Below are 20,921 nucleotides of genomic sequence, written 5' to 3'. Positions count from 1 at the left end.
GTATCTTACAAGACAGCTTGCACACTTTCTAGCGTGTTAATGTTGATTACTTTGACCGTTTTGTCTATTTTGCGGATCAGACCTGCCAGAACACTGCCAGAACCAATTTCCACAAAAGTATCCACACCATCAGCAATCAGCCATTCAATACTGTCTTGCCAGAGCACAGGGGAGTACACCTGGCGGACAAGCAGTTCACGGATTTCTTCAGGATCCGTTACAGGTGCTGCGGTAACATTGACAATAACAGGTACAGCCGGAGCATTAAAAGTAACACTCTTCAGCTCGTCTGCCAAGCGGTCTGCCGCAGCCTTCATCATCGAAGAGTGAAAAGGTCCACTTACTTCCAGCGGAATAGCCCGCTTTCCGCCTGCTTCCTTAACACGCTGCACAACACCGTTAACCCCGGCTTGTGAACCAGAAACAACAATCTGTCCCGGGCAGTTCACATTCGCCAGTTCTACCACGCCGCTCTCCTCGGATACGCTCCGGCATAATTCTGCCAGAGCATCCCGCTCCGCACCAAGCACTGCAGCCATAGCTCCCTGTCCACCTGGAACAGCTTCCTCCATAAAACGACCGCGTAAACGCACAAATCTTACAGCATCTTCATAGGACAATACGCCTGCCGCAACCAGTGCGCTGTATTCTCCTAGGCTATGACCAGCTACATAATCCGGCTTCATCCCTTGATCACGTAATGCTTCCAGATAAGCCACACTTGCTGTTAGCAGAGCTGGTTGCGTATTTACGGTCTGTTTCAAATCACTGTCAGGTCCTTCAAAAATCAGCTGGCTCAGTGGAAATCCGAGCACCTCATCACCTTTTTCGAATACCGCGCGGCTGTGCGGAAGAGCTTCATATACATCTCTACCCATTCCAACTGCCTGTGCACCCTGACCGGGAAAGACAAATGCGATTTTACTCATAAGTAAGAACTCCTTCCTCTATTACCAGATCAATACGGACGCGCCCCAAGTCAAGCCACCGCCGAATCCAACCATCAGAACCGTGTCGCCTTCCTTCATGCGTCCTTCTTCCGCTGCTTCAACTAGAGCTAAAGGAATAGAAGCTGCTGATGTATTAGCATATTTATCAACATTGATTACACATTTCTCCGGTGGCAGGTCAAGCCGCTGCATAGCGGATTGAATGATACGAATATTCGCTTGGTGCGGTACGAACAAATCAATATCTTCTTTACCTAATCCGGCTTTAGTAAGCACACGTTCTGTAGCTGAGCCCATAACACGAACGGCAAACTTAAACACTTCACGGCCATTCATATAGATAAAATGTTTCTTGTCTTCAACCGTCTGCTGAGATGCAGGCAAGCGCGAGCCCCCAGCTTCCAGCTTAAGCAAGTTTCCTCCAGAACCTTCAGCACCCAGATCGAAGGATTGGAAACCGCGTCCCTCTGGAACCTCACCGATGATTACTGCTCCTGCACCATCGCCAAACAGTACACAGGTGTTACGATCCGTATAATCAGTGATGCGGGATAAAGTGTCCGCACCAATTATGAGTGCATTATTGTACATTCCGTTCTGAATAAAGCCAACCGCAGTAGCTAGGCTGTATACAAAACCAGAGCAGGCTGCTGACAAGTCAAATGCCGCAGCACCTTTTGCTCCAAGTTTATCCTGCAAAATGCAGGCTGTGGAAGGAAAGGAGCTATCAGGGGTTACCGTTGCAATAATAATAAGATCCAGATCTTCGGCTTTCATGCCTGCAGAATCCAAAGCTTTAAGTGCAGCTTCATAGGCTAAATCAGAAGTTGCCTCATGTGGTGCAGCGATATGTCTTTCACGGATCCCTGTCCGACTGACGATCCATTCATCGTTAGTCTCCACTATTTTTTCTAGATCACTGTTTGTTAAAATTTTCTCAGGTACATATTTACCCGTACCGATAATCCCAACCGGCCGCAACTGTTTCATTTCGTCACTCACTTCCCGCTAATTTCCTTGGATATACTTGGCACAAGATCGGCTTGCAGAGCAATCCGCGCTTGTCTTACCGCATTTTTAACCGCATTTCCGTCTGAAGATCCGTGCCCCTTAACTACCAATCCGCTAAGACCAAGCAGCGGTGCACCACCATGCTCTTTGTAATCCATCTTGCCCTTCAGGGCTCTAAGCTCCGGCATCAGCATAGCCGCTCCAAGCTTAGTTTTCAGAGAACGACTGAATTGCTCCTTCAGCAAAGAGAACAATGCACCTGCTGTACCCTCAAGCGACTTCAATAGGATATTACCAGCAAATCCATCGCAGACAAGCACATCGCAGTTTCCTGTCAGTACGTCGCGTGCCTCAACATTACCGATAAAATGAATGCCTGGCAAGTTCTCCAGCAGTGGATAGGCTTCTTTGGTCAGCTCGTTGCCTTTCCCAGGCTCCGTTCCTACATTTAGAAGTCCAACCCGCGGCTTAGCAATACCGTGCACTTTATTCCGATAAATGCTGCCCATCAGCGCATATTGCACCAGATGTTCAGGTTTCGCATCCATGTTAGCACCAAGGTCAAGCGCAAGCACGCCAACATCATCCAGCGTCGGAATCATAGGTGCCAGCGCAGGACGTTCAATCCCCTGCATACGGCCCACTACGAGTAACCCTGTAGTCATAAGCGCCCCTGTGTTACCTGACGAAATCATAGCATCTGCTTCGCCCTCACGCACCATACGTCCAGCTACAACCATGGATGAATCTTTTTTGCGGCGAACCGCCTTAACCGGCTCTTCATCAGAACCAATAACATCTCCTGCATGCCGCACACTCAGGTTGGACGGCTTGTCCTTCAGCAGCGGCTCTAGTCTGGCTTCGTCACCTACGAGCACAATCTGCGTATCTTTCCATTCCGCGGCCGCGGACAACGCCCCCTCGACATTACATTCAGGAGCGTTGTCCCCGCCCATGGCATCAATGGCGATCAGCACTACGGTTACCCCCTTCACTATACTCTTCATTAGCGGAACGATACACTATAAAGTGGCCTTGAAATACCAATTCTTCTCCGACATAGGTGAATACGTCCACCTCTGCTTTGCCACCTCTGCCTGCAAGTGACCGCACTTGAGCTTTAGCAATGCACTTCTCACCAAGCAGAACCATACGAACAAAGCGTATGTCGGCTGAAGCAGTCAAGGCAATTTCATCGTTAATCACAGCAACCGCAAGCGAGTTGGCTTGAGCAAACACGTAGTGGCCACGGGCGATCCCATTTCTGGAAAAGACATGATCCTCACGAATTTCAAAGATCGAAATCCCGCTCTTATCGAGCTGTAAATCCACAATATCTCCGATCACTTCATCCGCAGGCAAAGAGCGCACCTGATCATAGGAATGCTCTGCCATTTGTTTCATTCTTTCACGCAGTTCTGGTATTCCCAGCTCCATCCGGTCTAACCGAATCGTCTGAATGCTCACCTTCAGCTGACGAGTCAACTCCCGATCAGTCACAAAAGGATTGCCTGCAATTATATGTAGCAGCTGTTGCTGACGTTCTTTCTTGGACATCCGCTCGATAGCGGCTCACCTCCTGGCACATGCCAAGCGTAAACGCCTTCGGCGTCCTAATAAGGACGGTAAGCGTTTAAGCGAGAAATATAAGACATAAAGTATAGGTGCATAACTTATACTTCCTTATATTTTAAAGAAAGCATCCGGCCTCTTGAATGGCCGCTGTTATATTAGGTCAAACAATCATAAATATTATTTAGAACCAGGTACTAATATGTAGTATAAAGCATGCCGCACCAAAAATAAAGCATTGACTTCTGAGCGGAACATAAAGTATAGGTGCAAACCCTATCTTTATTAGATTTGGACAAAAAAATAGTACCTCACCGAAGTGAAGTACTACTTATTTTTGAAACTATTGTTTGATGATTTCTCTTGCTTTGTAAGTTCCGCAAACTTTGCATACGTGGTGAGCTAGTTTCAACTCTCCGCATTGTTCACATTTCACCATGCCCGGCACAACCAACTTAAAGTGGGTGCGACGTTTGTCACGGCGTGTTTTAGACGTTCTACGTTGTGGTACTGCCATGTGTTCCACCTCCTCGTGATATTTCTGTCAGCCTGCTCCTCAGAGCAGGATGTGTTTTGTTGTAATGTTTCATTTGAAAAAGTCTTTCAACCCAGCGAGTCGAGGATCGATCACTGTGTTGTCGCAACTGCAGGTGCCTTCGTTCAAGTTCTGTCCGCATTTCTGACAAAGACCAAGACAGTCTGCCTTGCACAATACCGAATCCGGTAAGTGCAGTACGAAATTTTCTTCCACATACGGGATAAGATCCACAACCTCATCCTTGACGTAAATGAGATCCTCATCTTCGTCATCATCTGGAAGAACTGGCTGCTTAAGCCACTTGAAAGTCTCAGCAAAAGGAATGTTCAAATCACTTTTGACCTCCGTGAGACAACGTGAACATAACATGTCCACATCTCCACTCAGTTTCCCCACCACGTTCACACAATCGGTTCCCGCGGGCAGCGCTTTAAGGTCTACTGAGAGCGGAGCAACAGTTAGAATATCCTTGCGCCCTTTGACTACCTCGCTGACATCCACAACATCGTGAATATGTAACGGTTCGTCGGCATTCGCTAATTTGCGAAAGTGAATCTGCATACTTATCACTCCCAAACAAACAAAATTTATTATACCTAGTATTCTATACCTTTGTCAACCATTTTCCCTTTATATTGTTTCAGAAAATGCGGTGAATTATGATATAACTATTAGTGTAAATCAAAAGATCAGCTTGTGCTAACAGTATCTCTAGAAATCTACCCTACTAAACTCAATAAATATACCTTACTTATCGGAGGGAAGCCACAGTGACAACGGTTGGAATCATCGCAGAATACAATCCTTTACATAACGGACACGTGCATCACTTCACAGAAGCCAAAAGACTCTCCGGCGCAGAGCGCACCATCGTCGTCATGAGTGGTCCCTTTACCCAGCGCGGCGAGCCGGCGGCGGTTAGCAAGCAGGCCCGGACAGAGATGGCGCTGCATATGGGCGCCGACCTCGTCATTGAGCTGCCGGTGGCCTATGCCGTCCAGCCAGCCGAGTGGTTCGCGTTCGGAGCAGTTGCACTGCTGGAAGCGACCGGGGTCGTGGACAGCTTGTGCTTCGGCTCCGAAGCCGGCACTTTGGGCTCGCTGCTCCCGCTGGCCAGATATCTGGCTGAGGAAAGTAGCGAGCTTCAGAGCGAGATCCGCCGCCGCATGGCGCTCGGAGCAAGCTTTCCCGCCGCCTACAGCGCAGCGGCGGCGGTGGCCTTTGAAGGGACTCTCCCGGAAACGGAGAGTCCCGGAGATGCAGGCGAGCTGCTACGCCAGCCGAATAACAGCCTTGGCCTGCATTATCTTATCGCCTTGCAGCGGCTGCACAGCAAGATAATGCCACTAACCGTTCCGCGCACGGCAGCAGGCTTCCATGATCCATTACAAGCCGACTCTTCTATTGCAAGTGCGACGGCCATCCGCAAGCTGCTGCAAGAAGGTGGCTCTCCTGCTGCTTATATGCCGGATTATAGCGTGTCCATTTTGGAAAGAGAGCATGCAGCCGGAAGGGGTCCTCTGAGCTTAGAGAGCTTCAATATCCCTCTCCGCCATCTGCTGTCTACCCATACCGCTGCCGAGTTACAAGCAATCCACGATATGAATGAAGGCTTGGAAAACCGGATACTGCGGCTTTTACCTGAGTTGGAGCAATTCTCTGTTTCAGGCCTGCTTCACACCCTTAAGAGTAAGCGCTACACGCATACACGGCTCCAACGGCTGCTGCTACATGTTCTGTTAAATCATTCTAAAAAAGAAATGACCCCTTCCATACTAGCAGAGGGGCCCGGATATATTCGCATTCTTGGTTTTAGAGAAAGCGGACGAGCACTGCTTAAAGAGATGAAACAAAAAGCTACGTTGCCCATCGTCATGCGCCCGTCCCTTTGTTCCCATCCGCAGCTTGAGCGAGATCTTCAAGCCGCTTCCGCTTTCGCGGGAGCTTTTAAGGAACCCCGCAGAATTGATATGTACCGCGATTATTTGGAACCTCCGGTCATGGTTTGACCGGCAGTTCCTCCATATACTTCAGCGCCTCATCCAGCGTAGATACAGGCACCAGCTTCATAGATGTGCCGATTTTATCAGCTTTTGCTTTGGCTTCGTCATAATTCTTAACAGGCACGAAAAAAATCTCCGCCCCTTCTCGGTCCGCAGCCACGATCTTGTGTTTCACTCCACCGATAGCACCTACCACACCCTCAGCGTTAATCGTACCCGTCCCTGCAACCCTATGGCCTTTAGTTAAATCACCAGAAGTAAGGCGATTGTAAATTTCCATAGTGAACATTAGCCCTGCCGAAGGTCCGCCAACATTTGTATCTACAAAACTGACAGCTTTCCCTGCTTCTTTTGGTTTTACTTTTTGAACGGCGGCAATAGTGACTCCAAAACCAGGTCGAACGGCCGCGCCCTCTTTATCCTTTATTTCAACCAGCGTCACTTGTTCTTTAACTTCCTTGCCATTTCTTTGCAAAACAACAGCGACTTGATCTCCGATTTTTTTAGTGGAGAGCAGTTTAGACAGTGCTTCAGGATCGGGCACTTTTTGTCCTTCTACGCTAATGATTTTATCACCCGGCAGAAATTGTCCCTTATTACTTTCTACAGGAACCGAAAAGACGTAGAGATAATCCACTACATCCTCATATGGAATTCCCGCTGCATGATAAGCGGCCTGAACAGAATAAGACTGTGAGCTATTCATGTAAAAAACCTGCTCCGCAGCATATTCGTCTTCTGACTTATCCCCTAGCCGGGTTTCTTTTCGCACAACCTCTGAATTGGAATTAAAAGCAGAGGCGACCAATAAGGCCACATTAGCATAACTAGCAGACACCGTAGTCATCATAAACGTTCCTTCTTCAGCCGGATCGGCATTCTCCACCTTAATCATAGGGGCAACTTCAGATGCACTGCCTGGCTGATATACGATGTACGGGGTGTTCATAAAGACAAATACATACACGATAACTACAAACGTAAACAGATAAGCTGTGGCGCGGAAACCCGGCCGATGCTTCAGTTGCTTCACTGCTCTTCCCTTCTTTCCCGCGGCACATTTAGGATATGAATGATTGAACTTCATTACCGCTTCGACTAGTGGTTTGGCATGATGGTTGTCTACTCTGCATAAATTGATAACACATCGTCCATGCCTTAAGTTATGAAGAGGTGATCTGAGAAATGAAAAATATTCAAATACGCCGACTAGCTACACGCTCCACACCATTTATACCCGGGATTATGGCAATCCTGATAGCCATTGCAATTATTATCTCACCGGAGAGCTCCTTTGAGGCTTCACTCCAAGGATTGAAGCTTTGGTGGACACTCGTATTCCCTGCCCTGCTCCCCTTCCTGATGCTGTCAGAGATGCTTACCGCTTCGGGTTTCGTGCATGGTTTTGGAGTGCTTCTGGAGCCATTGATGAAAAAGGTCTTTCGTCTGCCCGGTGCCAGCGGCTGGACCTTGGCACTCGGAATCACAGCCGGATTCCCCGGTGGAGCTGGAGGGGTCATGCAGCTACACAAGCAGAACAGCATCTCTGACAAGGAAGCCGCTCGACTTGCAGCACTTACACACTTCGCCAGCCCAGTAACCATGCTTATAGTAATTGGCATAGCTTTTCTACACAGTAATTCAGCAGGTTATTTCCTGCTGGCCATCCATTGGATCTCTGGACTTCTAGCCAGCTATACCGATGCTCTGTTAAAGGGACGGTCAGCGAACACGAAACCAGTTGATAAGATTTCTGCGGACACCAAACGTCCTTCTTTATATAGTCGTGTTCAGCTTGCAGCAACAGATGCCAGAGCAAAAGACGGTCGCAGCTTCGGCAAGCTTCTCGGTGAGTCCGTAGCTAATGCCGTGCAAAGTCTGATGGTCGTGGGCGGTTACATGATTATGTTCGCTGTAGTCATCAATATCATCACTACTGTACTTCCCGCATTGCCAGCTGCTCTGCCAGCAAGCCTACTGGAAATTCATTTAGGCGCCGACGCAATCAGCAAAGGGCTGGAAAGCATTGGAACAGGTCCCTCTAGTATGCTCGGGATAGCTTTGCTGTCTGCTGCACTGGGCTGGAGCGGACTATGTGCACAACTACAGGTGCTGACCATGCTCAAACAAGCCAGAGTCAGATTTCTACCCTACGCTACGGTTCGTCTGATGCATGGACTTTATGCTTTTCTGTTAACTTTATTGCTCTGGAAACCATTGCTGGCTATCCGTAAAGCTGCTTTACCAGCACTTGCAGACTCACGCCCGACTCCAACCGGCACCATGAATGTTACGGACATATGGAGCTCTTTTCCACAGCTGCTAAGTCTGCAAGCACTTCTGCTCATCATACTGTTGGGATTATCTGCTGGAACTTATCTGGTAAGTACTATTCGCCATCGACTCGGTTAAATTTACGCTTCATCGCTTGTTCAACCTCAGGCGTCACAAAATCAGTCACATTCCCGCCGAAATGGGCGATCTCTTTAACAACACTGGAACTTAAGTAGGAATATTTCGGATTAGTCATCATAAAAATCGTTTCCGCATCGGGATCCAGGCTATGGTTGATCGATGCGTTTTGCAGCTCATATTCAAAGTCAGTAACGGTACGGATACCCCGAACTATGACCTGAGCATCTTTTTGACGAACATAATTCACTAACAGATCACGGAAGCTGTCAATTTCCACATTGGGAATATCAGCGGTTGCCTGTCTTAATAGCTCTGTCCGTTCATCTACAGTAAACAGCGGGTTTTTACTCAAATTATTAAGCACCGTTACAATCAAACGGTCGAATTGCTTGGATGCGCGCCGAATAATATCCATATGTCCCATAGTCACGGGATCAAAGGTACCTGGATAAATGGCAACACGTTCTTTTCTAATTTGCTGACTCATTCTCTACCTCCTCACCAGCTTCACTTTCCTCTGTAGGATTAGCTTCATACTGGTAAATAGAAATTGTCGTTTCTCCGTATACGGCCTGACGCAGCCTATAAAATCCTGGAATATCTTCAGGATAGGCATAACTTGATTCATGCTCCAGAACAATAATCGCGTCCTCTTGCAGCATTCCTTTTTCGACCATCATAAGCATAAGCTCATCCCCGTGCTTCAAGCGATAGGGAGGGTCCAAAAAGACCAAATCAAAAACTTTTCCCCGCTTCTCCAGCGCACCTAGCGCCCTTCCAGCTTCATTACGGTACACCTGCGCTTGTTCTTCCAGCTTGGTAGCCTTCAGATTGGCGCGGATCGTGTCGATACTTTTAGGATCCATATCAACAAATACACCGCTTTCCATCCCTCTGCTTAAGGCTTCGATCCCCAAACCGCCAGTACCGGCGAACAAATCCAGCACCGCTCCACCTTCGAAATATGGGCCTACCATGCTAAATACAGCTTCCTTCACCTTATCGGTCGTAGGCCTTGTCCCACTTCCCGGAACACTCTTCAGTGGCCTTCCTTTTGCACTTCCCGATACCACTCTCACTGTTATTCACCCGCTCTATATCTCTGTTTGTTATGCCCAAAAGGGCATAAGTCCACGCCTATCGTAACACATTTGCGCGATGAAATAAAAAATTTGTCTAGATATGAAATAAGAAGGCGAAACAGCTTATTCAGAGAAATAAGTCATCTTAATGTATAAGATTGGACTTCCAGGGACATCATGTAATTATCGACACCACAAATGTCGTAGACAACCGCGGAGCAGGCTTACGTTTCCCCATAAGCTCTTCGTCCGGTTTCTCCTCTCCCATGAAAGGGGCCCTAGAGATAGGGCCCCGAATTTATGTTTAACGGTTTTATAAACACAAAAAGACTACCCTTTCGGCAGCCTTTTCAGCAGCAACTATTTCACAAATCTTCCGATAAACTCAGAAACTACGCTCTCATACTTAACCGGATCCATGCGGAAAGCTTCTCCGTGACCCGCATTAGGAACGATGTAAAGCTCCTTCTCGACCGGACTATTCTCATATACCGTATGAACCATTTCCGTAGGAACAAAAGTATCATTATCGCCATGAATAAACAGGGTTGGCGTTTTAGATTTCTTCACCTGTTCTAAGGCTGAGGCTTCACCAAAGGAATAACCTGCCCGAATCTTTGTTAGCATACTGGTCGTATCTACAATTGGAAAGGCGGGGAGATGGTACATTCTTTTTAATTGAAAGGTAAGCTCGTCCTTCACTGAGGTATAACCGCAATCTTCCACAATTGCTTTAACATTAGCTGGTAAATCCTCTCCGCTTGTCATCATAACGGTAGCTCCCCCCATGGAAACACCGTGCAGGATGATCTGTGTATCCTCACCATTTGCTTTTAGGGCACTCTGAATCCACTTCAGGTAATCCTTACGTTCAGGCCATCCAAATCCGATATAGTCACCGCCACTTTCACCATGTCCTCTGGCATCCGGCAGCAAAATATTATATCCAAGTCTCTCATAATACATTCTGGCATATCCACTCATTTGAGTTGCATTTCCAGCATACCCATGAGCAACAATAACTGTCTTATCGGAATGTTCAGGGGCAGCTAAATAGTACGCTTTAAGCTGTATTCCGTCATCAGAATCTATCTCCCATCTATCAAAGCTCTGGGTATCCCACCACTCTTGGTCTGCCTTCGAGGTATCTTTAGATTGTTCTACCTCTGGACTGGACTGCAGGTCAGGGCTTTCATTTAAGAAATCCTTTGAAGCACGTGCAATAGCAACATGATAGAAATAAAAACTTCCCACAGTCACAACAATGATTAAAAGTACAATAACAGAAGAAATTCCGATCATCATTTTTTTCTTCAAACTAGCTCTCTCCTAAATAAAATTTAACAGTATTAATCTATGTTATCAGACTAAGATACCATGTATATTTGAATATTCAAAATCACAGTATTGTAAACTCATGTTATTCACTACGTGATTAGTATTCTTTTAATTCATTAATTTATATAGCTTTAATGGACACAACATTTACAAAAAAAAGCCCCAAGTCGGCAAAATGCCAACATGGAGCCCTGCTATTTTAGAAATTTAGAACATACATGCACTTGTAATAATTACTAATAAGATGAACAATACTAAGATTGCGCCTGTAGAAGTAAAAGCGCCACCAACCTGACCATATTCAGCACCCATGAGAAGACCTCCTCCGTATTTAGAATACAATATATAATATGTATTTATCCCCCTAGAAGATTGGGCGTACGGTTAAAAAAAAAGACCTCCACTGGGCTACCAGCGAGGTTATGAGCTCAACATCTAATCAGAAACTAAAATACCATCAAAGCTTTCCGGACCCACACGTACTGTACCGAGAAGATTAGAAGATACAAATGCTGTATAAGTGAGCTGAGGTGTAATGGCTGGTAAGAAATCCGCTGCTGAAAAGGTTATTACTTGCGGAGCCAGAAGACTAAGAGAAAAAGTAGAAGTAGCAGAATACACTTTTGGATCAGTAGCCAAGGTTCCTCTTACAATCGTAATTGTGATACCTACTAAAGCTAACGGAAGCGTTACAGATATCGTTCCTTTAAGAAGAACGCGTGGATTGGTAGTCACTCCAGCCGTTAACAACCCAATCTGTCCAAAGAGCTGCGGCGTGTTAAGTACCGTAATAGGAATAGATATAGAGTTGGCGAGGCTGGCATTTTGAGATGTTCTTGCATCAAGGTAAGTTCCCATCGTTGCACCCCCTTTATATATTGGCATACCATAATATATTAGTGTTCTCGATAGAATGCATAGCCACATTACCAGTGTAAAACGATTGTTTTATAAAACTCATAGGCAAAATCTATTTATCATCTTTTTTCGTCCCATCCCTTTTATTAAACGCCAGTTCAAACAACCCGGTCGCTGATAGTCCCGCAAGCCCCCCCGCCCAGAGTCGCAGAATCAGATTCATATCAGTGAACGGATAGGCAACTGCTCCAACCAGCAAGCCAATACCCAACCCCACAACTGGCACAATGTTCCGCGGAAGTTCAATGCTATTCTTCACAAGTTGTACTAGTGCCATTACAAAAACAGCTAGGACTGAAGCAAAGGCAAGCACACTGTTGAGAGCATCGTTATACATGTTTTTTAATCCTCCTTATTTCATTTTTTACTTTCTGTTACAAGTAAACCTGCACGGTTCAGAACCGTTAATATGCGATAGAAATCGTAACTGCCACCCGATGGAGTATCGAGAAGTCCTGCCGCAGTCGCTGTTTTCACAGCCGCCTCAGCCCATGCAGGGACATTCATGACTGCTCGATTTTCAATTAATGCCACCCGATCTCTAAGCTTAGTGATCGACTGCCCCTGTTCTTGCACACCTGTTTTCAGCGTATCCCTGCTAGCTGTAAGAACTGCAATAAGGGCACGCAGTTCCTTTACTTCCGATTCTAGACTAACAAGCTTTTGCTTATCCTCTGCGGACATCTCATCATCTCCTCCCATGGATTTGTCGTCATATTGATACAGATTATAGGTATTCATAATTTGAATCAGCTTAGCTGCATAGTTCGGATCAGTAGCGTAGCCAGCTGCGGCAATCTCTTGTGCGGCCGCCTTGCCACTCGCACCGAGAACCTTGCTGTAAAGGTTGCGATTCCATGAGACTCCATTCACAATCAATTCGGAGTGATCCGCGATAGATTCTCCCCAGTTGTTGTAGGCTCGAAAAGGGGCATTAACTTTAACAGCTTTACCGTTAATATATTCAGTAGTTTGTACAGTAATGCTGCCAGCAGGTCCACTTCCTTTGATCCCAAACAAATTATTCGCTTTCACAGTCAATCCACTGCTGCCCCAGCCTGACTCCAGAGCCGCTTGAGCAATGGTTAACGAAGCGGGAACCTTAGTGAGCTGCATGTCCTTTACAGCAAAATTTGCAATCTTCGCTATAAACTCGCCTTCTGTCATCTCATCACATCCTCTCCATTTATTAAATGCGAGGCATCATAAAATGACTGTGCTTATCCCCTACTAACATTGTGTTTTTACTAGATTCGTATCCGCTATAGGACTCAGCTGACCTTATACGCAGCATTAGCTCACATTTGGAATGTTAACGGACTCCATAGCCGCAATTGGCACCAAAATCACTCAATATCATGCTCTTCATATGGAATAGTGTCACTGGGGTCCGAAACCATGCTCAAATGGTTAAATACATGCTAATAACGTCATCCGGGTCCTTAAGCTTAAGCAGACTGAATATGACTCGGCGGTGTAAAAGCAGCCAAACAACGCTCCAAAAAAGGAGCAGCGGTTCTCCTATTATTGGAGAACCGCTGCTCCTTTATCTTTTCATGACATCGACATCTGCTATCCACTGTGATCAAGCACTTTTCCCGTGTTTAGCTAATTTCCGATCTCACTAATCCCTGTAAATGTATCAGTTGCTCTCTCACCTTCACAACTTCCCCTACTATAATAAGAGCAGGATTTTTAATCTTTGTGGCCACTGCCAGCTTATCGATATTCTCCAGCGTGCCTGTCACTGTTCGTTGGCAAGCAAATGTACCATTCTCAATCAACGCAATCGGTGTTTGGGCATCTTTTCCGTGTATTAAGAGTTGTTCACGAATATGGCTTAATTGACTAACTCCCATATAAATAACAAGAGTATCTACACTATGCGCTAACCGGTTCCATTGTATAGGAGCAACATGCTCAGGGCAGCGACTACCCGTGACGACGGCAAAAGACGCTGCAATACCACGATGTGTCAGGGGAATTCCAGCGGAAGCGGCTACACCGATTGCGGAAGTTATACCCGGAATGACTTCATAAGGAATACCAGCTTGCACGACAGCCAGTGCTTCTTCCCCGCCTCTGCCGAATACGAAGGGGTCTCCACCCTTGAGTCGGACCACTCTATGGCCTTCGCTAGCATATTGAATGAGCAGCCCGTTAATTTTCTCCTGTGACATTGAATGCTGGCCTGGAGATTTACCACAATAGATTACTACTACTCCGGCTTTGGCATAGTTAAGCAATTCTTCATTTACCAAGCGATCATATAAAATAACGTCTGCTTCTTGGATTCGCCGCATTGCTTTTATCGTTATAAGTTCTGGATCTCCCGGTCCCGCTCCAACTATAGCTACGCATCCCGGCTTCATATCGTTTTCTCCAACACAACCTGTTCCAGCACAACAGAATCTCCGCGACCCGTCGATACATCAGACGCAGGAGTTAAGCGACTGCCCTTGAAACTTTTTTGAGAGAGATAGAATAGAATTCCAGTAAACAGAACACCTCCAATAAAATTTCCAAGGAGAACAGGAATGCCGTTCCATAACCACCAGTCACCAAAGCTAACACTCGCTCCCAGCATCATCCCTGCAGGGATCACGAACATATTTACGACGGTGTGCTCAAACCCCTGTCCAAAAAAAGTTAGGATTGGCAGCCACATGGCAATGATTTTACCGGAGGTAGAGCTCGAAGTCATAGCCATAACAGCCCCTAAGGTAACCATCCAGTTACAGAGCATGGCTTTAATAATAACTAACAGCATTCCGTCTCCACCCATATTTTTATAGGCAATGGTCTTGGCCTCACTTGTATTAATGAGGGTTTGAATCATTGGATGACTCATATCTGTGCCCATTTTTGTAATCGTAAGGCCATAAAGAACAGCGTATACCGCACAACCGAGCAGATGTCCGAATATAACCCATAAATAGTTGTTCAACATCCGCTTCGTTGTTGTCTTCTTTTCCAGAACCGCCAGAGGGATCAGCGCAAAACTGCCTGTCACTAGCTCTAGACCAAGTAGAATAATCATTACGAACCCTACCGGAAAAATAATAGCTCCTACCATAGGAATCCCGGTCTGCGCCGCAGCTGTAAATGCAAGTGTAGTAGCACAAGCCAGAATCGCTCCACCCAGACTACCTCTCACCAATAACTGCAGGATAGATAACTCTGCTTTGTTCTTGCCGCTTTCAATCATAGCGTTCAGCACTTCACGTGGTTTGATATAATCCATGATTAATCCCCCTTCAACGGTCTTTTCTTTAAATGGTTACATAGATCGAACCACTATTAGGATCAATTTCTACATCAAATGTAACAACACAGCCTTTATCTGGCTCCATAGCAACTCCACTATGCAGGTCAATCTTCCAGTCGTGCAGAGGACAGTGAACCTTCGTACCACATACCATCCCTTCGGATAATGCGCCACCTTTATGAGGACATTTATTCTCTACCGCAAGAACCTCACCATCTGAAAGTCGAAATAACGCGATCTCCATGTCATTGACCCTAAAAGTTCGTGAACCCCTTGTATCAATATCAGTTACTTTACCAACGAGCATTTTGGTTATAGTCATCATTAGCCCCCCTTTAAACACTCTCTATTTGTGCAATAGCTTCGAAATTCTTACGTAGTTCTGGCTCATTCACAATTTGTTTCCAAGGATCAGTAGTGAGCCCCAGCACTGTCTCAATTCGTTCTTTGAGCGCCAAGCGCTCCTCCTGACTTTCAAGAGCTTTCTTTATATTGTCTACCCCTACTCGTTCAACCCAGTGTGCAGTTCTCTCATTCCAGCCGGCCTGCTCACGGTAATATTGTAAGAACGCACTTGCCCATTCGACTACCTCTTCTTCAGTCTTCACCACACATAGAAGATCCGTGGCCCGCACATGTACCCCTCCATTCCCACCAATATGCAGTTCCCATCCACCATCTATCGCCACAACACCAAAATCTTTAATCGTCGCTTCCGCACAATTACGAGGACATCCGGAAACCGCAAGTTTCACTTTACCCGGCGCATTCAGGCGTTCGAATTGTTTTTCCAGTGTAATCCCCATACTGATCGCATCCTGAGTGCCAAATCGGCAGAAGGTAGACCCCACACAGGTCTTCACTGTACGTAACGTTTTGCCATAAGCATGCCCGGAAGGCATATCCAGCTCCTCCCACATCTTAGGCAAGTCTTCCTTCTTAACGCCAAGCAAATCTAGTCTTTGTCCTCCAGTAAACTTCACCATAGGAACAGCAAATTTCTCGGCAACCTCTGCAATCTTCTTCAATTCTGCAGGTGAAGTTACCCCCCCATAGATTCGCGGAACCACAGAGTAAGTCCCGTCCTTCTGAATGTTGGCGTGATATCGCTCGTTTGTATAACGAGACTCTTTCTCGTCTATATATTCCTCAGGCCACAACATGCCCAGATAATAGTTCAGCGACGGGCGGCATTTCGCACAACCTTCCTCCTGACTCCACTCCAGAACATTCATCACTTCTTTAACTGTCATTAGCTTCATTCTTTTTATCTCAGAAACAATTTCATCACGGTTCAGCGTTGTACAGCCACATATTCCTTCTTTAACTACGGTGACCGCATCACCTGCATAGAGTTGCAATAACCCTTCTACAAGTGGTTTACAGCCCCCACAGGAAGCGGATGCTTTGGTGCACGCCTTAATTTGCCCTACACTGGTACAGCCTCCAGACTCAATCGCTTCAGCAATAGTCCCCTTCGAAACACCATTACATCCACAAATGATTTCATCTTCCGGCATAACTTCCAACCGATTCCCTTGCGTCGATGAGAACACATCCGCTGAGATTCCTAATAACAGTTCCTTTTCTCTTCCACTAATATTTTCTTTATTCTTAATTATCGAGAACAAGTGAGCACCGTCGCTGGTATCACCAAATAGTACTGCCCCGATTAACATGTCATCTTGTATAACTAGCTTTTTGTAGACTCCTTCTATTTCATCCTGATATCGCAGCGCCCTGGACCCGTCCGGCTCGGTGAATTGTCCTGCTGAGAATACATCAACACCAGATACTTTCAGCTTGGTAGAAGTTACAGAACCCATGTATCCTTCAACCTTAACTCCAGCCAGCCTTTTTGCTAATACGGCACCTTGTTCATATAAAGGAGCTACCAGACCATAAGCGATTCCTCGGTGCTCGGCACATTCCCCCAGAGCAAAGATACCGGGGATATTCGTCTCCATATAATCATTTACGATAATTCCGCGGTTGATCTGCACACCACTTTTCTTTGCCAATTCAACATTTGGTTTAATCCCAACTGCCATGACAATAAGATCCGCATCGGCTGTGCTACCATCTGTGAATAGTAAACCTCTTACTCTCTTCTTACCTAAAATCGCCTCGGACTGCTTATGGAGCAGAAATCTCATTCCTTGAGCTTCCAGCTCTCTTCTGAGCATTACTGATGCAGCTTCGTCCAGCTGGCGCTCCATAATATAATCGTGGATATGCACTACAGTGACTTCCATTCCCAGATGTAACAGACCTCTAGCCGCTTCCAGCCCTAGCAGGCCTGCACCGATGACAATCGCCTTTTTATAAGATCCTGCAGTCTCCTGCATGATCTGGCAATCCTTAATATCACGAAAAGCAATGACCCCTTCTTTATCCGCACCCGGTATCGGCAACATAAAGGGATTCGATCCTGTAGCTAGGATTAACTCATCGTATTCGGCAGTGATCCCCTTATCGGAATATACCTTTCGACTCTCACTGTCTATTGAAGTCACCGTATGTCCCATATACAACTTAATACCTTGGCTGTGATACCACTCCAGATCATTGATGATGATCTCACTCATATTCGCTCCACCAGCAAGAACGGAAGATAACATGATCCGGTTATAGTTAGGATAAGGTTCCGAACCAAAGATGGTAATCTCATACCCCTCAGGATTTAATTTGAGCAAATGTTCAATCGTACGAACCCCCGCCATTCCATTGCCGACTAACACCAGTTTCTTGCGCGCAGCTATCATCTATATCTCTCCTCTCCGTTTGGAAAACCCAAAAAGCCCGCTCCACTCCACACGGAAACTTACATTTCCATTGCGATAAGTGAAAGCAGGCGCCATTGCCGCTTCAGTCGAATACACCGTTGTATTCGTGAATGATTAATTTGTTAAACCGACTATACAACAGGAATCAGAGAACGTCAACAATTATGACATATAAAATTTAAAAATCTTAAATTCGTCGACAACCCATCGTTTCTGTGTTATATAAAATAACATAACGATTAAGAAAGGGCGTCGAACTATGCATTCCCTGTTGATTATTCAGAATAGCACGACAGAGAAGGACACAGCCGAGCGCTCAAATAGTAAAACGGATGCCATTCTCCGTTCCTCCGGATATATTGTCACAGTAGCCGTTACACAAGAAGAAGCTGTGGCACGGATCAAAGACGCTGATGCTTCCATACTCCATTTACCCATCACAGAGATCAATAGCTGGGGTACTTTACTAATGAGTCATAAGATTGCACCAATCCTTTGGTGGTGTACTGACGAAACAGCCACACTTTCACTTGCTGCATGTGAAGATAATATCATGGTGGATGGTGTATTATCGCCTTCCATGCTCTCACAGGAGATCCATTGGATCCTTCATTTCAGTGCCAAGCAATGTTTCGAAAGACAACAATGGCGTAAAGAGCGAGAACAGCTGCATGCTCGAATCGAAGAACGGAAATGGATTGATATGGCTAAAGGTATCCTGTCCAAGGTCAAGAATATTTCCGAATCTGAAGCTTATGATCTTCTCCGTAAACAAGCAATGAATGAACGTAAACGTATGGTTGATGTAGCTACTTCAATCGTTAGAGTCTATCAATTACTGCAAGATCAAACCTAAGGGGGGAATATACCTATGATCAACATTTTAAAAGAAGTCGCCCGAGGCAAAAGAGGCGCCCGAGATTTAAATTATGAAGAGTCTACATATGCCGCAGAATCTATACTCGGACGAACAGCATCTCCTGCTCAGATTGGAGCCTTTCTGGCTGCTGAGCGGATTAAGCTAGAAAGCGTAGAAGAACTTGAAGCTTTCGTCTACGTTTTACGTAAATATGCGCATCGCGAACCCCTTTTTGCGGAAGGTCTTGATTGCGCCGGACCCTATGATGGTAGAAAATCCTCATTCATCGCAACTTTTCCCACTGCATTTCTATTGTCCGCGGCCGGACTGCCAGTCACACTACACGGTACTGCTTCTCTGCCTCCTAAATGGGGAATCACTTTACAAGATATCATCTATCAATCTGGGATTGAGAAAACTGCGCTAGAACGTACAAAAGCCATTTCAGCTGCTAACAAGAGTAATGTACTATTTGCCGATGCTGAAGAATGGTGCCCTCCTCTAGGCGACCTTCGCAGCATCCGTGAGGAAATTGGTATGAGAACCTTATTCAACACCGCCGAGAAGCTGATTGACTACGCCTGCTCTCCTTTTATTATCTTCGGGATATACCATAATACAGTCTTTGACCGATTATCTAGATTACTCATAAAGCTTGGTTATCAAAAGGCGTTAATTGTCCAAGGGGTGGAAGGCTCCGAGGATCTTTTCATCGACCGACCTACCCGCGTTTACACTGTCGAGAACGGTGTGGCGGCTCTTGATATTATTGATCCGGAAGGATTTGGTTTGGATACAATTGTTCCTGAAGTCCATTGGACACCACATCAACAGCTAATGACAGCTGAGGCAGTTCTACAGGGCGGCGGTCACATGGCTTTCTATAATCAAACTCTGCTGAACGGTGCAGCAAGATTACATCTAGCTGGAAAAGTCAACTCTATCGAGGAAGGGCTGTATACCTGCAAAAGCTTATTGGATAATGGTGAAGCTTGGAGCGTATATGTGAAATGGAGGGGTGCACTTCTCGGTAGCACAAGCGGTGCCTTAGGTCCTGCATAATGCATTATCACCTCATTTTACCCGGACAATATGTAATTATTAGTAAATCTAGCTTGTGAATCCCGTAGAATTAGCGTAATATATAGTAATAATTTACTATATAGGAGGGTCTAACAGACTATGCCTTCATATTATTTTAAAGAAGTATGGACACCCTTACGCTGGGTAGGTATAAAGTTTTTTCGTGATGATGATGGATTCTTATGGATCAAATGGTGGGCAAAACCCAGAAAACGGTTACGTTAACGCATAATATTTCATATGCAATAATACATAGGTTCAGCAGTGAGTTAATTATAATAATCTGCGTTTGCCACCACCTCCGCTCTAAGCATTGGTTTGCTAGCGGAGGTCTTTAGGCATCTTTCCTGATGAAATCCTTCAAATTCAATTAAAAAGAGCACCCATCGCTAAAGTACTAGCAACTGATGCCCCTATTTACTAATTCCCTACTTTTGCCCCAAATGAACGTGCCAAGAGTACCGCCTGTTCCATATCCATCCGCACTCCCTGTAGATCCAGACTCTTTAAATCAATGCCTTCAACAATCGCTTCCCGCATATCCGCTCCCTTAAGCTTGCATTGAGACAATTGTACACGGCTCAAATCCGCTCCACGCAAGTCACTTTTTTGCAAATTACAGCCCATTAAATCCGCTTCTGTAAATCGAATCCCCCGCAGATCCTGTCTGCTTAGATTGGTATGTCTAAGGTTCGTGTACGACCAGTCCCCTCCAAGCAGCGAGATTCCGTCCAAATAAGCGTTTGAGAAATCCGATCCTACCATCTTGCAATCTTCAAATTTAGATACAAACAGGTTCGCTCCCGTAAATTTACAATTGGTAAAAGCTGAACCTTTATGGTGAGACGCATTAAGCATGGCTCCTGTAAAATCACAATCAATAAATCGACAGCCAATAGAGTTCATCTCTTCCATAGAAGTGCCTTTGAAGGAGCATTGCTCGAATGTGCAGTTGTTTAACTCACCATCCTGCAAGCTTCCTTGGTCAAAATTGTGATTACGGAACGTTTCATTAAGGTATTGGTACATATAAGTCTCATCACCTTCATCAGTATTAAAAAAATTAATTCTTAATTAAAAATAGCACTTTAGTAGATT

23 protein-coding genes are annotated in these 20,921 nt (G+C 45.7%); 4 read left to right on the top strand and 19 right to left on the bottom strand.

Annotated features, from left to right (window positions below; translation table 11 throughout):
* Positions 1 to 5 precede the first annotated feature (5 nt).
* From fabD to MKX34_RS14030, 6 genes are all read right to left on the bottom strand, one after another.
* Complete coding sequence (fabD, locus tag MKX34_RS14055) at positions 6 to 929, bottom strand: ACP S-malonyltransferase (RefSeq protein ID WP_076224162.1); 924 nt, start codon at positions 927 to 929, stop codon at positions 6 to 8.
* A gap of 21 nt (positions 930 to 950) precedes the next feature.
* On the bottom strand, positions 951 to 1,940 hold the full coding sequence (locus tag MKX34_RS14050; RefSeq protein WP_139329841.1) for a beta-ketoacyl-ACP synthase III: 990 nt from the start codon (positions 1,938 to 1,940) through the stop codon (positions 951 to 953).
* An 8-nt stretch (positions 1,941 to 1,948) separates the two neighbouring features.
* On the bottom strand, positions 1,949 to 2,938 hold the full coding sequence (gene plsX / locus MKX34_RS14045) for a phosphate acyltransferase PlsX (RefSeq protein ID WP_038570599.1): 990 nt from the start codon (positions 2,936 to 2,938) through the stop codon (positions 1,949 to 1,951).
* On the bottom strand, positions 2,922 to 3,518 hold the full coding sequence (gene fapR, locus MKX34_RS14040; RefSeq protein ID WP_036686484.1) for a transcription factor FapR: 597 nt from the start codon (positions 3,516 to 3,518) through the stop codon (positions 2,922 to 2,924). Before fapR ends, plsX begins: the two co-directional genes overlap by 17 nt.
* Positions 3,519 to 3,876: 358 nt before the next feature.
* Positions 3,877 to 4,050, bottom strand: coding sequence for a 50S ribosomal protein L32 (gene rpmF / locus MKX34_RS14035; RefSeq protein WP_019911234.1), 174 nt, complete (start codon positions 4,048 to 4,050; stop codon positions 3,877 to 3,879).
* Positions 4,051 to 4,119: 69 nt separating this feature from the next.
* Positions 4,120 to 4,632, bottom strand: coding sequence for a DUF177 domain-containing protein (locus MKX34_RS14030; RefSeq protein ID WP_036686482.1), 513 nt, complete (start codon positions 4,630 to 4,632; stop codon positions 4,120 to 4,122).
* A gap of 209 nt (positions 4,633 to 4,841) precedes the next feature.
* Between MKX34_RS14030 and MKX34_RS14025 the strand changes: the two genes are divergently transcribed.
* Positions 4,842 to 6,080: a nucleotidyltransferase gene (locus MKX34_RS14025; RefSeq protein ID WP_036686480.1), complete on the top strand. Its 1,239-nt coding sequence runs from the start codon at positions 4,842 to 4,844 to the stop codon at positions 6,078 to 6,080.
* Here the strand turns inward: MKX34_RS14025 and MKX34_RS14020 are convergent.
* Positions 6,070 to 7,107, bottom strand: coding sequence for a SepM family pheromone-processing serine protease (locus MKX34_RS14020; protein ID WP_036686478.1), 1,038 nt, complete (start codon positions 7,105 to 7,107; stop codon positions 6,070 to 6,072). The two genes, MKX34_RS14025 and MKX34_RS14020, sit on opposite strands and share 11 nt — an antisense overlap.
* 152 nt (positions 7,108 to 7,259) lie before the next feature.
* Between MKX34_RS14020 and MKX34_RS14015 the strand changes: the two genes are divergently transcribed.
* Positions 7,260 to 8,486 carry a nucleoside recognition domain-containing protein gene (locus MKX34_RS14015; RefSeq protein ID WP_051491461.1) on the top strand — a complete coding sequence of 409 codons (1,227 nt, stop codon included), beginning with the start codon at positions 7,260 to 7,262 and terminating at the stop codon, positions 8,484 to 8,486.
* Here MKX34_RS14015 and coaD read toward each other — a convergent pair.
* The 11 genes from coaD to nirB form a co-directional block, all read right to left on the bottom strand.
* A complete protein-coding gene (coaD, locus tag MKX34_RS14010) occupies positions 8,464 to 8,976 on the bottom strand; it encodes a pantetheine-phosphate adenylyltransferase (protein ID WP_036686476.1) in 513 nt (170 codons plus the stop codon). The genes MKX34_RS14015 and coaD overlap by 23 nt on opposite strands.
* Positions 8,960 to 9,568, bottom strand: a complete 609-nt coding sequence (rsmD, locus tag MKX34_RS14005) for a 16S rRNA (guanine(966)-N(2))-methyltransferase RsmD (RefSeq protein ID WP_036686473.1) — start codon at positions 9,566 to 9,568, stop codon at positions 8,960 to 8,962. The genes coaD and rsmD overlap by 17 nt, the downstream gene beginning before the upstream one ends.
* A gap of 363 nt (positions 9,569 to 9,931) precedes the next feature.
* A complete protein-coding gene (locus MKX34_RS14000; RefSeq protein WP_036686471.1) occupies positions 9,932 to 10,888 on the bottom strand; it encodes an alpha/beta hydrolase in 957 nt (318 codons plus the stop codon).
* A 228-nt stretch (positions 10,889 to 11,116) separates the two neighbouring features.
* A complete protein-coding gene (locus MKX34_RS13995; protein ID WP_080742482.1) occupies positions 11,117 to 11,221 on the bottom strand; it encodes a sporulation protein YjcZ in 105 nt (34 codons plus the stop codon).
* Between the two features lie 123 nt (positions 11,222 to 11,344).
* Positions 11,345 to 11,767 (bottom strand): hypothetical protein, encoded by a 423-nt coding sequence (locus MKX34_RS13990; RefSeq protein WP_036686469.1) that lies wholly within the window; start codon positions 11,765 to 11,767, stop codon positions 11,345 to 11,347.
* Positions 11,768 to 11,879: 112 nt separating this feature from the next.
* Entirely contained in the window at positions 11,880 to 12,164 is a 285-nt protein-coding gene (locus MKX34_RS13985) for a holin (RefSeq protein ID WP_036686468.1), read from the bottom strand.
* Between the two features lie 20 nt (positions 12,165 to 12,184).
* A complete protein-coding gene (locus tag MKX34_RS13980) occupies positions 12,185 to 12,994 on the bottom strand; it encodes a glycoside hydrolase family 73 protein (RefSeq protein ID WP_036686466.1) in 810 nt (269 codons plus the stop codon).
* Between the two features lie 437 nt (positions 12,995 to 13,431).
* The gene (cobA, locus tag MKX34_RS13975; RefSeq protein ID WP_036686464.1) at positions 13,432 to 14,199 is read right to left on the bottom strand and encodes a uroporphyrinogen-III C-methyltransferase; all 768 of its coding nucleotides are present in this window, start codon (positions 14,197 to 14,199) and stop codon (positions 13,432 to 13,434) included.
* Positions 14,196 to 15,071, bottom strand: coding sequence for a formate/nitrite transporter family protein (locus MKX34_RS13970; protein WP_036686462.1), 876 nt, complete (start codon positions 15,069 to 15,071; stop codon positions 14,196 to 14,198). The genes cobA and MKX34_RS13970 overlap by 4 nt, the downstream gene beginning before the upstream one ends.
* A gap of 28 nt (positions 15,072 to 15,099) precedes the next feature.
* Positions 15,100 to 15,417: a nitrite reductase small subunit NirD gene (gene nirD / locus MKX34_RS13965; RefSeq protein ID WP_170914222.1), complete on the bottom strand. Its 318-nt coding sequence runs from the start codon at positions 15,415 to 15,417 to the stop codon at positions 15,100 to 15,102.
* Between the two features lie 13 nt (positions 15,418 to 15,430).
* Positions 15,431 to 17,857, bottom strand: a complete 2,427-nt coding sequence (gene nirB / locus MKX34_RS13960; RefSeq protein WP_141118497.1) for a nitrite reductase large subunit NirB — start codon at positions 17,855 to 17,857, stop codon at positions 15,431 to 15,433.
* Between the two features lie 283 nt (positions 17,858 to 18,140).
* Here nirB and MKX34_RS13955 point away from each other — a divergent pair, with 283 nt between their 5' ends.
* The gene (locus tag MKX34_RS13955; RefSeq protein WP_036686455.1) at positions 18,141 to 18,737 is read left to right on the top strand and encodes an ANTAR domain-containing protein; all 597 of its coding nucleotides are present in this window, start codon (positions 18,141 to 18,143) and stop codon (positions 18,735 to 18,737) included.
* A gap of 9 nt (positions 18,738 to 18,746) precedes the next feature.
* Positions 18,747 to 19,802 carry an anthranilate phosphoribosyltransferase gene (locus MKX34_RS13950; protein WP_076224159.1) on the top strand — a complete coding sequence of 352 codons (1,056 nt, stop codon included), beginning with the start codon at positions 18,747 to 18,749 and terminating at the stop codon, positions 19,800 to 19,802.
* Positions 19,803 to 20,243: 441 nt separating this feature from the next.
* On the opposite strand, the gene MKX34_RS13945 is transcribed toward MKX34_RS13950, so the two are convergent.
* On the bottom strand, positions 20,244 to 20,852 hold the full coding sequence (locus MKX34_RS13945; protein WP_036686451.1) for a pentapeptide repeat-containing protein: 609 nt from the start codon (positions 20,850 to 20,852) through the stop codon (positions 20,244 to 20,246).
* Positions 20,853 to 20,921 lie beyond the last annotated feature (69 nt).

The organism is Paenibacillus sp. FSL R5-0636, from assembly GCF_037974255.1.
Classification (GTDB): Bacteria; Bacillota; Bacilli; order Paenibacillales; family Paenibacillaceae; genus Paenibacillus_AQ; species Paenibacillus_AQ odorifer.
This window is presented reverse-complemented; position numbering and strand designations above follow the sequence as displayed.

What these genes read in the sequence shown, in the direction of transcription:
- nirD (WP_170914222.1), bottom strand. Translation starts at nt 15,417, where the DNA reads ATGACTATAACCAAAATGCTCGTTGGTAAAGTAACTGATATTGATACA.
- cobA (WP_036686464.1), bottom strand. Translation starts at nt 14,199, where the DNA reads ATGAAGCCGGGATGCGTAGCTATAGTTGGAGCGGGACCGGGAGATCCA.
- MKX34_RS13990 (WP_036686469.1), bottom strand. Translation starts at nt 11,767, where the DNA reads ATGGGAACTTACCTTGATGCAAGAACATCTCAAAATGCCAGCCTCGCC.
- MKX34_RS13945 (WP_036686451.1), bottom strand. Translation starts at nt 20,852, where the DNA reads ATGTACCAATACCTTAATGAAACGTTCCGTAATCACAATTTTGACCAA.
- fabD (WP_076224162.1), bottom strand. Translation starts at nt 929, where the DNA reads ATGAGTAAAATCGCATTTGTCTTTCCCGGTCAGGGTGCACAGGCAGTT.
- fapR (WP_036686484.1), bottom strand. Translation starts at nt 3,518, where the DNA reads ATGTCCAAGAAAGAACGTCAGCAACAGCTGCTACATATAATTGCAGGC.
- coaD (WP_036686476.1), bottom strand. Translation starts at nt 8,976, where the DNA reads ATGAGTCAGCAAATTAGAAAAGAACGTGTTGCCATTTATCCAGGTACC.
- MKX34_RS14050 (WP_139329841.1), bottom strand. Translation starts at nt 1,940, where the DNA reads ATGAAACAGTTGCGGCCGGTTGGGATTATCGGTACGGGTAAATATGTA.
- rpmF (WP_019911234.1), bottom strand. Translation starts at nt 4,050, where the DNA reads ATGGCAGTACCACAACGTAGAACGTCTAAAACACGCCGTGACAAACGT.
- MKX34_RS14030 (WP_036686482.1), bottom strand. Translation starts at nt 4,632, where the DNA reads ATGCAGATTCACTTTCGCAAATTAGCGAATGCCGACGAACCGTTACAT.
- MKX34_RS13995 (WP_080742482.1), bottom strand. Translation starts at nt 11,221, where the DNA reads ATGGGTGCTGAATATGGTCAGGTTGGTGGCGCTTTTACTTCTACAGGC.
- MKX34_RS13955 (WP_036686455.1), top strand. Translation starts at nt 18,141, where the DNA reads ATGCATTCCCTGTTGATTATTCAGAATAGCACGACAGAGAAGGACACA.
- MKX34_RS14015 (WP_051491461.1), top strand. Translation starts at nt 7,260, where the DNA reads ATGAAAAATATTCAAATACGCCGACTAGCTACACGCTCCACACCATTT.
- MKX34_RS13985 (WP_036686468.1), bottom strand. Translation starts at nt 12,164, where the DNA reads ATGTATAACGATGCTCTCAACAGTGTGCTTGCCTTTGCTTCAGTCCTA.
- MKX34_RS13980 (WP_036686466.1), bottom strand. Translation starts at nt 12,994, where the DNA reads ATGACAGAAGGCGAGTTTATAGCGAAGATTGCAAATTTTGCTGTAAAG.
- MKX34_RS13970 (WP_036686462.1), bottom strand. Translation starts at nt 15,071, where the DNA reads ATGGATTATATCAAACCACGTGAAGTGCTGAACGCTATGATTGAAAGC.